Origin of the sequence: Rhizobium mongolense subsp. loessense, from assembly GCF_900099775.1 — a bacterium.
In the GTDB taxonomy this organism is placed as follows: Bacteria; Pseudomonadota; Alphaproteobacteria; order Rhizobiales; family Rhizobiaceae; genus Rhizobium; species Rhizobium loessense.
Map to the genome: position 1 here is coordinate 68,155 of NZ_FMTM01000015.1, position 12,393 is coordinate 80,547.

Genomic DNA, 12,393 nt, shown 5'->3' on the forward strand with positions numbered 1-12,393 from the left:
CAAGGCGGGGCAGCAGACCACGTATATGTCGTCCCGAACAAAGTTCCACTCAACATCGAAGGCCGGGTTTATTCCTGGGGGAGCAACGAATGAAATATCTCAAGGTCGATTGGAAACACTCCCATCCGCATGAACCTCTTGAGATTTTCATGGAGCTTGACGACGCTAACATGGAAATTCGGAAGGTCCATATTTATCCCGATGGACATCGTGAACGCGCGGATACCCTGGTTCCCGACAAAGATACTGAAGTCAGTTACGAACCGGTGCCCTCGCTCGATGAAATTAACAGCGATACTGAATTTGACGGCCAAGTAATTACGAAAGAAGAATTCGAGGAAGCATGGAACCAGACGCGGGAACAGAAAGGGCCATAGCTGAACTATCTCAGCCTTCCGGGATCAATCGACGACCACTCCACGCTGGATTGGCACCAGCTTTGGTTCGCGGGCCGAACCAGCGTCGGTTGGTCGATGACACCTGCCCTCACCCGGCAGCGGAGAACCGCAGTTCGGACAAAAGTGACGTGTCAGTTCGTTACAGGACGGGTAAACGGCGCAGCAGTTCCCAATTGATGGGATTCTGCATAGCGCATTCAAAAAATCGTTGCTCCGTAATCGACATAATACCCCTTTTCCAAAGCGCAGGGCTCAAGAGCTAGCGGAAAGGACAACAATATAAGCGGCGATCAGCCCGACCAGCGAAGCCGAGTTCATTCGATGATTGACGAGCCAGTTCTCGGTCTCGACCACATGGAACTGTTGGGGAAAAGTCTCCTATTCGTCTCGATAGACAAGATGCTGGACACCAGTCAGGTTGGCTTCGATCAGCGCCCGAATGGGCGCGGGTTTCAAATCAATCTCCTCCAAAGCCTCTCGCATCGGAAGAATCCAGCGGAATTCCAGGTCAGTCTCACCATCGCGACTGCGATGGATGATGTCGCTCTCGTGGAAAGGAAGGGGCCGCGATAGTTCGGCATCAAAATAAAACCCGATCTCATGAGTTTTTCGGCCGTCCAACTCAAAGAAGTTCTCGATCACAAAGCGCAAAGGGCCGATGGTCGCTCTGCATCCAATTTCCTCCTCAATTTCCCGCGCCAGGGTCTCCTCGCCGGACTCGTGGAATTCGACACGTCCGCCGGGCAAAGCCCAGAACGGATCGCCGACGCCACGGTGAATCAAGATGTGCCCATGAGACCAGATCAAAGCGCCGCTACGAAACTGAAAACGGAAAGCCCCGGCGTCCATGACGATCATCGTGCGGATTTTTTCAGCCATCGGCGTCCTTAGTCTCTTCCAGGGCTTCAAGGTTTGCTGTGCGGTCGTTGCGTTTATCCTCGCGATCAGCTGCGTTCCATGAGTTCCAGCCTGTTGCCGAAGGGATCACTGACATATCGGCGATCATAGCCGTCCAGCGGCTGGTCGACGGTGGTTCTAAACCCGGCGTCTTCCAACCGTTCAATCAGCCAAGACAAATCACGAACAAGGAGGCCCGGATGCGCCTTTCGAGCAGGGACGAATTCTGCTTCGACACCGAGATGGATTTTGACGCCCTCTCCTTCGAACCAGCACCCACCTCTGGGCACCAGATGCGTTGGCTTTGGAACCTCTCGAAGCCCAAGCAACCCGTGATAAAAGGCCCGAGCTGCTTCTTCCTCGCCCGATGGCATTGCGATCTGGATGTGGTCTATCCCGATGATGTGCAAATCAGCCTCCAATCAAGGTTTCATGCCAGGTTCATCGACCATGACTTTGCGTGGGCAGCGGAAACACATCACTCCGTGACGAGCCCAATTCGGACCTTGCGTTCGACGAGCCGGTCATCTGCGCGTTCGTCGGGGAAATTCATAACATCGAGAAGCAACGCAGCGTGGATTGGCTTCAGCCAAACTTTGTAGATTGCGGTCGGTGCCTTGAATTTCAGACCATCACGCGCGAAGAGTTCTTGTCGGTGCGCCAGGGCGACTTTGTACGCAGCCTCTTCGGTCGCTTCGAATGCGAGGTCGTCCGCCATACCGGCAACCAACTCGAATGCGTAAATCGGGTCGATCTTGACTTCGACCGTCGAATCCTGGGCTGAAGTCGAGGAGCTGTCTGAAAGGAAGCTGAGGTCGTTCATGCCGAACCGTTTCCCAAGCGGGCGTTCTATCTAAAACGCGACGAGAAAGTGTCGCGTAGGTCGTGAAGATGAACGGTTCAGCCAAACAATGCAATCATTAGCTGAAAATCTCGCAGGCTATTAAGCATGACTCGACGGATTAGTTACGCCCACTCGTGAGCAAACCGCGTCAGAAGTCAGACGGATGGTATATGGTAGACGACGGAGCGGTACTTCGGATTGATCCGCCGTTCCATTATTTGTCCGCCATAAGCTTCGGCTATCTGTCTGCATGCAATATTTTCTTCCGCGACAGGGTATTCAAAATATTCGATCCGAACATTCTTGCTGGCCCATGCTATGGCCGCGCCGATCAGCTCGCGCCCAAGTCCCATTCCATGGGCATCGTATCGAAGCCATATGCCAAGCTCTGGAGTGCCGGATTTCAACGCATGTAGACCGACAATGCCGAGACAATGGCCCTCTGACTTGTCGCGAGCAACGAGATGAAGATCGGATCGCTCCTCTATCGCCGGAAGCCAATCTCGCCAGACCTCTGCAAAATCGGCCATCGATGCCGGTGGTTCCCAAGCCATGAACCGGGTTATCTCGCCCGATATGCAAGATAAGACCTCGGCAGCATCGTGGGGAGTAAAAGGTCTGGCGATCGTTCGAGCTGAAGAGATTTCTATATCTGACATTTTCGATCGCGCTCCAGACTTTCGCAAAGCGCCTGCAAGCTCGAAAAACGACCGGCATATCGTGAATTATATAAGCATCTCATCTAGCGGGCGAAGTAGCGGAAAACGAGGTCTTCTGGGTCCGACCTGGGAGCTGACGGATCGAGAGTCCCACCAAGGCGCTGCGCAACGGCAATCGACGGGAAGTTGTTCGGCTCAATGTAGCTAACGAGCGTCGGCAACCCCAACGTCGCAAAAGGCCCAATCACGCAAGCCAAACGCCGCTTCGGTCGCATAGCCCCTACCCTCGTGCCCGTCGTAAAGGTGCCAACCCAGTTCCTTTTCCGGAAACAGCGGCCCATGATTAATCCCCACCTGACCAACACATTCGCCGGTTTCGTTGAGGTCGATCATCAGCGCGCCGTGTCCAAATAGCTGCCATAGAGCCAGATCGTGACAGAAAAGTCCCCACGCCGACCGCGTGTCAAATGGGCCTCCCATTCCGGCAGATCGTGGTGAAGCCATCAGCTGCGCATAGACCTCAAAATCCTCAATGACGGGCAAGCGGAGTGTCAGGCGCTCGGTTCTGATTGTTACAGCGCCGTCACCGGACATGTCGTATCCTTTCATTTTGCAGGCCGATTGGCTCGCTTGCGAATAGCGCTATTTTGGATGACGCAGTTTACACGGAGAGCGCAAACCTCGGTCAATAGTCTGATTGACTTCTTTCCGCGGGCACGATCTGTTGATGGAACGCCCTCGAACGCCAGGCATATTTTTGCGCCCTACGCCCGCAGCGTTTTCATGACAGAACGTGTGGAAATCGTTCCATATGACAAACAGTGGCCCGGTCATTTTCGCGATATCGCAGCGAGGCTCCGGGCACTGAATGGCTCGTACGAAACGAATGCATGGACACAATCGCTAACGACGGTGTCGTCATCGAAATGCGCCGTGTGAAAAATCAATGGTTCCATTGCCTTCGCATTAGGAAACCAATGACAGCCCGGCGACAAATACGGTCAGATACCAACGCATTCACCCCCTCCCGTGGTTCATGCGAATGACAGATCATATCACTTCAACGGCCGGGCTGCTATCAATTCCCAGAGATCAGGCCGAGAGCCGGTGCGGCTACCGGTTACATAACGGCTTCATGATCGAAGAGGAATCGCATTGGCAGTCGGTTGTGTCCAATAACGCCGCAGCCACTGCTTCATCCATTGATGGCATGGTTTGTCGAGTGCGTGGTAACATGCCATTCCCACGGCCATGCACGCGACAAAGACGGCCGCAAAGAGGCCTAGCTGCTGGCTGAGCGGTGCGTTCCCAGGCTCCAACCCAGTTTTATCAAAGATGTACTTGCAGAACGCGATGGTGATCAGATGCGAGAGGTAGATCGCGTAGGAGGCATCGCCGATGTGACGAAGAAATTCGAATTTTCGCTGCCGTCCGGTGCGCTCGTATGAGAGCGCACCAATCAATAAGAGCGCCGCAGGCGATCCCCACATTAAGGCTCTCCGAAATCCACCCTCGGGCGGCTCCACCCAGAACGAAAGAGCGATACCTGCCACGCCTACCGCGATAAAAAGCGTGTCCATGGCTTTTGGAAGAGCCTTACCGGAGAGGTACCAGACGGCGATGAAAATGCCTGCGAGAAATTCCGATAGCAAAGGTGACGCGACCACTTTAAAGGCGGCGACTTCGCTGGAGAGAAAACGCGCCAACATCAAACCTCCCAAGGTCACCGTGAGAAAGGTTAAGCGATGCCTCTCTTTTAACAGCAGCCCGAACGCGAATACGAGATAGAAGAACATTTCGAAGTTGAGCGTCCAGCCTACCGCAAGTGCTGGTTCGACAGCTCCGTTCCGGGCAGAATACGGAATGAACAACAGCGATTTCGCAACCTCAGAAACAGTCGAGGATGCCTCATCAAATGGCCCTGGAGACAGTGTCGCGCCAACGACAAATATTATGGTGAAGAGCCAGTAGAGCGGGACGATCTTGATAATTCGATGCGCAAGAAACTCGGCGGGCCTCACAGATTTCCCGGCGGTAACCGACCACATAATGAAGCCGCTGACGACGAAAAATAAATCGACGCCGGCCGCGAGTGGCCGCCACTCCCAGCCGAAGATGAAACCGATGTGATAGACAGCGACTGCCGTTGCGGCGAACGCTCTGAGATATTGAACCGAGTAGATCATTTCTCGTGGCACGCTGAGCCTCGTATTGCTCATTGTCCGTCTCCGTTTTCGAGGAGAGTCGCTGTTCGTCGACGGCCTTCACACGTCGCACTGTCAAAAGGTCGACAATCTGCCAGCTTTGGCAGCGTTCGCTTTCGACGAGCCACTGTCCTGTCGTTCTAAGGATATTCGTGGATGGTGAGGGGGCTTACGTGCGCCTCAAACGGCAAATACGAAACGGGGCGGCCGTTCGATTCCATAGCCGAGCTGCTTTGCTTGTTGGGATGGCTCTCGAAGGAAACGTGCACCTGCGAAAGCTCCGGAGCATCGATGTGTTTGAAGCGCTGGATAGAATTTTTCGTGAGTGTGGTCGGAGCAATGTATCTCAGCTGCGGCATCGGCCGCCGCTAGTGAAGCATGTCGACTGCAGTCAGCCGAATGCTGGCTTGCCAAGGGGATTGAGGCCGAACTGATGGAGCCTAGTTCATGCGCCAGCTGGTGTCGTCCGGATAGCGGCAGAAGGAAAACGGTGAGCGCCGCAACCGCAACGATCAGCCTCACAAACCTTCTTCCTAAGCCGCGTTTCACCTTGTCACACTCCACATTCTTGCGCTTTGCAAGCAGGAAAGAAGAGCATAGCGAAACCTCGACTTCCTTGTAACTCGTCCAAAGGTACTACTCGGAACTGCCCCTCCTCTCATAAATTCGGCCATCAACCGTGTTCTAGCGAGGTACTTTCTATTTTAGCGAGAAATGGCCGCTAACGCGCCGCGCCCCTTATGCACGAGAATGAAGATACGACAATCAAGCTTATGGCTTTTTCATCGTCTACGGTCATTCGTCGGGCTTGGTCTTCTCTTAGAATCCCGTGATATCGATCCGTCGCGCTGTTCCCAATAGAGAATTGCGTTTGAGGCCGCTGAGTAAAATGTGCGTCCCGTAGACAAAGTTTCCCTTCACCACGAAAGCGGGGGACGAATTCCTTTTCCACCGCAATCGCCAAGGTATTTCGACGAAGAGTGATCGCGTTCAGTCGGACCCACGGCGCGTCCCCCAAAAAGCTGACTCTACCATTCGGAGAGTAGCTACGTTGAGCGTGAAGGGCGCGTCAAGAACGAGGGTTGCGGGCCGCTTCCGGAAAGCGCCAACACCGGCCATTGCGGAGTGCTGCGAATCTTCTAACTCTTCTCAACACCGCAAACGGGCCAACTTGAGACCTGACTGAGATCTCCTGTGCGTGACGGATTCTCTTACGCGAACCGGATCGCCGTTCTCGCGCGCGCCTTTGCCGCTACTTCCTCGCGATCGCGAGGAGGTTGAGAGGTCTCCAGCGAATCGAGCAGCTCGCGGGATATGCCGCGATCGAACTGACGCGCTCGAATGCGGCCTCATTGCGCGCCAACACATCGTTTCTGGCAGCGGAGGTTTGATCCGCTGCCAGAGATGTTTCAACCAGTGGTCTGCTTATTTTGCCGGGGGCTTGTAGGAAGATGCGATTGTGCCCGCCTTCTCTTGCGCAGCCTTGAATTCCGCGCCCGTGTAGGCTCGCACGGTTTTGACATTCGATACGGCTCCCGATGCGCTGACGACGAGAAGTGCGGGGATCAGGTCAGCACCATCGTCGAATTCCGTGATTGCCATCCAGTCGGTTTCGCCGGTCGTGAGGTAGAAAGAATGCAGTTTCCCGCCCGCTGCTTCCATGACGCCACGGGCCGCCTTTTCTCGGTTCGATGGATTGTCAATCATTCCCTTCGCTGACGTGGCTGTATAGCACCCTGTTGTTACGAAAAGTGGCATAGGACATCCTCCCTCGATAATTGGGCAGATCGGGTGATCTGTCCAATACTTATTATCTCAAAAAACTTGGCGTTAGACGAGCGTCGGACCGCAGAGCGCTAGATTGGTCGATGGTGCTGATTTTGTCTTTCCCGAAAAGTTCTCTATCGAGCCTCGCGTCGTCGCTCGTGCGGTCATCAGCTCCTTGAGAGGTCTGCGTGAAAGCGATGCCGGACACCATGTGGAGAAAAGCCTGGATCGGCGTCTTGCCGATCTCTTTACCCGTCAGCTCGTGCACGTAGGTTTGCACCGTGTCATCTACAGAGTGGATCGCACCTTCCGAGATCGCAATTCCGGGCCAACCAACTGGATACCCAAGCTGCTGGCCGTGTTCATCGGCATCGGGTCCAGCGTTTGAGAAGATCGGTTCAGCCTTCGGGGGCTCTTGCGCATGTGCAAGGCACGCCTGAAAGATGAGTGACGATACCGCCGCCAGTACCATGCTGCGCCAATTGCACATGACTGTCCTCCGCGCGTCAGATCAAGGACATCAGCAGCTCTTAGGCTTTCGCTTTTGTGACGACTGCTGCTGGGAGGATTTCGCGTGTGGACTTCGTCCGCTTCGGGCCCGGAAGCTGCCAAGGAGCCGCTTCCGCTTCGCGCCAACAGCAGACATTGCCGGCATCGCAAAACCGTCTAATCTGCGACGTTGCAAAAAAGTCAGGAAAACAAGTGTCGCTTAGTCGGGAATTTCGCGACAAAAGAGAACCACAATATGGAAGCGATTATCGAGATTGGGACCAAAAAAAATGTTGAGTCGTGGGCGGAGCTTCGCGTTGCGCTGTGGCCGCATCACTCGCTCGAAGATCATCGAGCTGAGTTGGGCCGGGCGTTTCTTTCAGAAAGTGGAGAAGCCGTCGCGTTCATCGCTCGAAATGCTGCGAATGAAGCTGTTGGGTTTGCTGAGGCCACCTTGCGACATGATTATGTGAATGGATGCAGCAGCTCACCCGTTCTATTCCTCGAAGGGATTTATGTCCGGCCCGTTGACAGGCGAAAGGGTATCGCACGATTGCTTTGCAATGCCGTTGCCGATTGGGGGAAGTCGCTTGGGTGTGTTGAGTTTGGCTCTGACGCGCTGCTTGAGAATTCAGCCAGCCATGCGCTCCATACGGCTTTAGGATTTGAGGAGACACAGCGCGTCGTGTTCTTCCGAAAGCCACTGTAGGCCGGTGCTGCCCTTCCACGAGGATGGTTCGCCGCACAAATCCTGACTTTTCCGACACTCCGGTCTTTCCTGAAAGCGTTCGAGGATTCTCGCCGCAAGACTCTGTCGCAAAAGCTGGAGTTTCGCGGCGGATTTTTGCGACGGCCAATGACCGGTTTTGGGCCCGGAAGCTGCCAAGGAGCCGCATCCGCTTCGCGCGCCAGAAGCATGCGTAATCGGGCGGTCCCACAAGGGGCAAGCTCCCACTACAATCCCGGCGTTGCCGAGATAAAGGGAGACAACGATGTTTTATGCTGCTTTGGACGTATCGCTGCGCTCAGTGGCGATCTGCATCATTGATCAGGATGGAAAGGTTCGGCTTGAACGGTCTGTTCCTTCCGATGTGCCCGACTTGGTCCGGTGCCTGTGCGAGTTTGGCGAACCGATTCACCAGGTGGGCCTGGAAGCTGGTACTCTTACCCAGCATCTGACCTACGGCCTGAAAGAAGCAGGCTTCAACGTGGTATGCATGGAGGCCCGTCAAGTGAATGCTGCTCTGTCGGCCATGCGCAACAAGACGGACAAGCACGATGCCCGTGGGATTGCGCAAATCCTGCGGTCGGGTTGGTACAGTCGGGTGCATGTGAAAAGCGTTGAAAGCCATTACATCCGAGCACTGCTTTCCAGCCGCAAGGTCATGCAGCGCAAATGCATCGATCTTGAAAACGAAATTCGAGGACTGTTGAAGGTCTTCGGTGTCAAACTGCCGATGCGCCTGTCACGCGGTTCGTTCGATGTGGCCGTGCGGGATACGATTAATGAGGACTGTAATCATTTCAACGTCTCCGAGGTGACTAGAAACGAAGATGAGCATCGAGAATCTTGCAATCCGACATCCATCAATCTGACGATCGCTTACAACTACTGGATGATGGTGGCTTGGTGCAGCCGTAGATCGGGACACTCGTATGAAGCAAAGCGCTTGCCCCGCTCATTTCCTGACCCGGAATCAACTGGCACTGTGATTCCCCAGCCCTTGGCGCATTCCAAGCTGCGATAACCGCTACTTCGGCAGTGCCGAAGATTTCGTCTCGCCAGACGGACTAATCGGCGGCGGCCGCAATCTGGGTGGGGCGCTCCCCTACCCGCTTTTCGATGACTTCCCTCGGCATATCGGCTCGCGCTTTAAGAGCGCACTCGATGAAGGAGTCGATGTCAGCATGTGAATGATCTGACATCACCTGGAGTCGCCAGCGCGATTGATTTCTAGCGACCGCAGGTGACTCGACAAGATTCACAATTGCCCCGTTTTTAATCATAAATGATGTCATTGTTCGCGCAGCACTACAATCCCCCACCATAACGGGCACGATCGCGCTGGGTTCGCCAAGAGCCACAAAGCCATGACGCTTCAACTGTGCCCGAAGGTAATCAATGTTATCGCGAAGTTTGAGGCGGCGGTGCTGACCTTCATCGCTCTCAACAATTCGAAAGGCCTCCAGTATCACAGCGGCTTGAATCGGCGTCATCGCATTTGTGGACGTCTGAGGACCGCAGCAGGCGCGAACGGCGGTACGAAAGCCATCAAATTGAGTGGCAACGAAGCCCCCTATCGACGCAAAGGTTTTGGAAAAGGTGCCAAGCAGGACATCAACCTTTCCCACCATATCCTGAAGTTCGAGAATGCCCCTTCCAGTTGGCCCAATGCAGCCTAGATCGTGTGCGCAGTCAACCAGAAGAACGGCGTTGTAAGCGGCGCAGATTGCCTAGAGTTCTTTTATGTCAGGGCTATCGCTGTCCATTGAAAACAGCGTCCCGGTAACAACCAGGATTCCCGACGACGGTTCACTTGTCCTGATCCGTTTCAAGCGCCGCTCTACGCCCTCGTTCGACAGATGGGGGAATCGATGGATTTTCGCTCCCGAAGCTTCTGCGCCTTCCTGCAGGCAGGCATGGGCCAAAATGTCCATAACAATATGATCACCGGGCTGCGCCAGCATTTTTACGATGCCATACCCGGCTGTCCAGCCCGTCGGAAACAGTGTGCATTCCTTGAAACCTAGATGCCCTTCTAATTTTTTCTCCAGTTCCAAAGATAAATCGGAATTGCCCATCAATATGGCTGACCCAGCGCTATGAACGCCAAACTGCGTTGCGGCATCGTTTGCCGCCTTCACCAGACGCGGATGTGACGACAGCGACAAGTAGTCCTGGCTGGCGAAGTTGACGCCCGAGAATGGGGTGCCGTCACGCCAACGCCCGGAAACATATGGCAAGATTTTCCCGCCTGTGGACTTCTGGTACGGGTCCAACCCAAACTTCCCACGGTCATGGAGCCAGTCCCAATGGGTGTCCAGCGCTTGATTAGATGGCTTTCGCTGGCGGCGAAGTGGTCCTTTGCGATGCCTGATGCAAGGTCTGTGGCAAGCAAGGCCCTCAATGGAAATGTTGGAGATCATAGGGAATCGCTCTAATATCGGTGAAGTGTGTTCGTAAACGGCATGCCACTCAAGGTATGTCTCAAGACGTTCCTTGGGTGTTTCCCGGCTCGACATAATGATGGCTTCGTTGAAGCTAATCTCATACATTGCCATGTACGCCGCAATAACGTCTTCATTATTTGTCTTCGATTTATTTTTCATAGTTATAATTGTTCTTTATGGCACTTCTATACTTGAATATCACGGCCTCTTGTCGAAACGCATACTCCAATTGCGTGAGACTTTCTTTTCTGCCTGAGGCTGGAACTGTTGGGTGTTCGAAAGACAAGAACTTGGCATTGAAACGAAAAGTTTCACCTTTACTTTCGGGATTTCTTGTCTAGCCTGTGCTGAAGTCTTCGTTTTTGTTTGTTTTACAGTTGCTTATGCCCATTCTCTTACACAAGCTGATCGCGATCCGAGCCAGCATACCGGAGAGCACCATCCTGCGCATAGCGTCACCGATGCGACTGGCGTTTTGGAGTCAGCATCGCACTCAACAAGCTTCCCTCGACAGAATGAGGTCTGGTAGACCCGATGCCTATTGATCTGTGCAGGATGGATCAAGCACTCGACAAGTCGTTGGAAGCAGCCGTCGATCCGTCGTTGTGGCCGGAAATTCTGGATAAGCTAACCGCCGCAGCTGGTTCATTCGGCGCAAATATCATTCCGGCGAATGCGCGGTCTCCTGACCTGATCATCGCCACCGAAAGCGTTAAGCCCTGCCTGGAAGACTACTTCGCCAATGGCTGGCACATCAACGAATGGCGTCTCCGTGGCATTCCCCTCATGATGAGGGACGGAACAATGCGGGACCAGCAGTACACCACCCGCGACCAGTTCGAGCACCTGGAGTACTATCGCTTCCAGGCGGAACACGGCATCGGCCGGACGTGCATAATCGGCTTTTCGTCGCCGGAGGACCTCCTCTGTCTTACCCTGCACAGGACGCTCAATTCCGACGTCTTCAGCGATGAGGAAGCCGTGGTACTTCAGAACGCCCGCGAGCGCCTGATGGCTTCCGCCATGATCATGCGGGGTATGTCGGCGAGCAGGATCGGCGGGATGGTCGATGCGTTCCGGGCGACAGGCGTCGCAGCGATATTCTTCGACAGGTTCTGCCGCGTGACGGAGGTCACTCCCGACGCCGAGCGGCTCTTCGGTGAAGAGGTATTTATCAGCAATCGGACCATCTGCTCGCGCGTTCCCGCGGTCACGACCGCGATCCAGAAACGGATGCGCTCGATAACGACTGAGAAATGGCTGAAGCCAAACGAACCTGCAGGCTCGATCACGATACCCCGGGACGGCATGCGACCTATGGTGCTACGCATACAACGCTTGGGCGGCAATCTTCCGGATTTCTTTGCCCACTCGGTTGGCGTCTGCCTCATTGAGGATGTCGGCCGGAAACAACGGCAAAATCAACAACAGCTCCGCCAACTCTTCGCGCTCACAGCCACTGAAGCGATCATCGCAACGATGATCTCTCAAGGAATGACCTTGCAAACAGTCGCCAAGGACAGATCGATATCCTACGAAACGGCACGGACCCATCTGCGCTCTATCTTTGGTAAGACAAATACGGGACGGCAGGCGGAACTTGCGACGCTCCTGACCCGCCTGAACCTAGTTGATCTTCCCGCGTCCGCGCTTTGATGACATCCGTGCTCGTCATGTGGGAGCGCTGGCTTTGCAGGCATCGACCTCGGTTCCGTCTCCGTAGGCGGTAAGCTCGTCCAGTTCCCCGGCGGCCCGCTCCCCGCACTCAGTCTGGTTAACGTCTGACCGGCTCGCTTACGCAGCTCAAAGCGGGTCAGCCGACGTTGACGGAGCCTCCTGCGGGTGAGAGCATGCCTCGCCGAGAAATAGTCTGAGAAAGCCTAACAGGTTTAGGAGATTCCATCGGCGTCTCCCCGGCTCCAACACTTGTGCGCTCGACTGTTCAGCCGTCTGGTCGCCGTGGA

General features: G+C 54.7%; 11 protein-coding genes and 4 pseudogenes. 5 read left to right on the forward strand and 10 right to left on the reverse strand.

Going from position 1 to position 12,393, the window contains the following annotated elements; all coding sequences use genetic code 11:
* Nucleotides 1-89: 89 nt before the first annotated feature.
* Nucleotides 90-377, forward strand: coding sequence for a DUF6881 domain-containing protein (locus BLP23_RS29490; protein ID WP_092588267.1), 288 nt, complete (start codon nucleotides 90-92; stop codon nucleotides 375-377).
* A 399-nt stretch (nucleotides 378-776) separates the two neighbouring features.
* Here BLP23_RS29490 and BLP23_RS29495 read toward each other — a convergent pair whose 3' ends face one another.
* From BLP23_RS29495 to BLP23_RS29540, 9 genes and pseudogenes are all read right to left on the reverse strand, one after another.
* Complete coding sequence (locus tag BLP23_RS29495; RefSeq protein WP_092588268.1) at nucleotides 777-1,277, reverse strand: NUDIX hydrolase; 501 nt, start codon at nucleotides 1,275-1,277, stop codon at nucleotides 777-779.
* Nucleotides 1,278-1,342: 65 nt separating this feature from the next.
* Nucleotides 1,343-1,705 carry a VOC family protein gene (locus BLP23_RS29500; protein ID WP_092588312.1) on the reverse strand — a complete coding sequence of 121 codons (363 nt, stop codon included), beginning with the start codon at nucleotides 1,703-1,705 and terminating at the stop codon, nucleotides 1,343-1,345.
* 68 nt (nucleotides 1,706-1,773) lie between these two features.
* Entirely contained in the window at nucleotides 1,774-2,118 is a 345-nt protein-coding gene (locus BLP23_RS29505) for a hypothetical protein (protein ID WP_092588269.1), read from the reverse strand.
* Nucleotides 2,119-2,294: 176 nt separating this feature from the next.
* The gene (locus BLP23_RS29510) at nucleotides 2,295-2,798 is read right to left on the reverse strand and encodes a GNAT family N-acetyltransferase (RefSeq protein WP_092588270.1); all 504 of its coding nucleotides are present in this window, start codon (nucleotides 2,796-2,798) and stop codon (nucleotides 2,295-2,297) included.
* An 83-nt stretch (nucleotides 2,799-2,881) separates the two neighbouring features.
* Nucleotides 2,882-3,392, reverse strand: a pseudogene (locus BLP23_RS29515) (GNAT family N-acetyltransferase).
* A gap of 539 nt (nucleotides 3,393-3,931) precedes the next feature.
* Complete coding sequence (locus tag BLP23_RS29520) at nucleotides 3,932-5,017, reverse strand: acyltransferase family protein (RefSeq protein ID WP_092588271.1); 1,086 nt, start codon at nucleotides 5,015-5,017, stop codon at nucleotides 3,932-3,934.
* Nucleotides 5,018-6,213: 1,196 nt separating this feature from the next.
* Nucleotides 6,214-6,359, reverse strand: a pseudogene (locus BLP23_RS29530) (DUF2277 family protein); the annotation flags it as partial.
* A 68-nt stretch (nucleotides 6,360-6,427) separates the two neighbouring features.
* Nucleotides 6,428-6,760: a GYD domain-containing protein gene (locus tag BLP23_RS29535; RefSeq protein ID WP_022717268.1), complete on the reverse strand. Its 333-nt coding sequence runs from the start codon at nucleotides 6,758-6,760 to the stop codon at nucleotides 6,428-6,430.
* A 52-nt stretch (nucleotides 6,761-6,812) separates the two neighbouring features.
* Nucleotides 6,813-7,259, reverse strand: coding sequence for a hypothetical protein (locus tag BLP23_RS29540; protein ID WP_092588273.1), 447 nt, complete (start codon nucleotides 7,257-7,259; stop codon nucleotides 6,813-6,815).
* A 255-nt stretch (nucleotides 7,260-7,514) separates the two neighbouring features.
* On the opposite strand from BLP23_RS29540, the gene aac(6') reads away from it, so the two are divergent.
* Nucleotides 7,515-7,967 (forward strand): aminoglycoside 6'-N-acetyltransferase, encoded by a 453-nt coding sequence (gene aac(6') / locus BLP23_RS29545; RefSeq protein ID WP_092588274.1) that lies wholly within the window; start codon nucleotides 7,515-7,517, stop codon nucleotides 7,965-7,967.
* A gap of 283 nt (nucleotides 7,968-8,250) precedes the next feature.
* Entirely contained in the window at nucleotides 8,251-9,006 is a 756-nt protein-coding gene (locus BLP23_RS29555) for an IS110 family transposase (RefSeq protein WP_208603214.1), read from the forward strand.
* A 43-nt stretch (nucleotides 9,007-9,049) separates the two neighbouring features.
* Here the strand turns inward: BLP23_RS29555 and BLP23_RS34790 are convergent.
* A pseudogene (locus BLP23_RS34790) lies at nucleotides 9,050-10,588 on the reverse strand (aminotransferase class I/II-fold pyridoxal phosphate-dependent enzyme).
* A 375-nt stretch (nucleotides 10,589-10,963) separates the two neighbouring features.
* Between BLP23_RS34790 and BLP23_RS29570 the strand changes: the two are divergent.
* Together BLP23_RS29570 and BLP23_RS33400 are read left to right on the forward strand one after the other, a co-directional pair.
* Nucleotides 10,964-12,085, forward strand: a complete 1,122-nt coding sequence (locus BLP23_RS29570; protein WP_092588278.1) for a helix-turn-helix transcriptional regulator — start codon at nucleotides 10,964-10,966, stop codon at nucleotides 12,083-12,085.
* 30 nt (nucleotides 12,086-12,115) lie between these two features.
* A pseudogene (locus tag BLP23_RS33400) lies at nucleotides 12,116-12,214 on the forward strand (NADP oxidoreductase); the annotation flags it as partial.
* Nucleotides 12,215-12,393 lie beyond the last annotated feature (179 nt).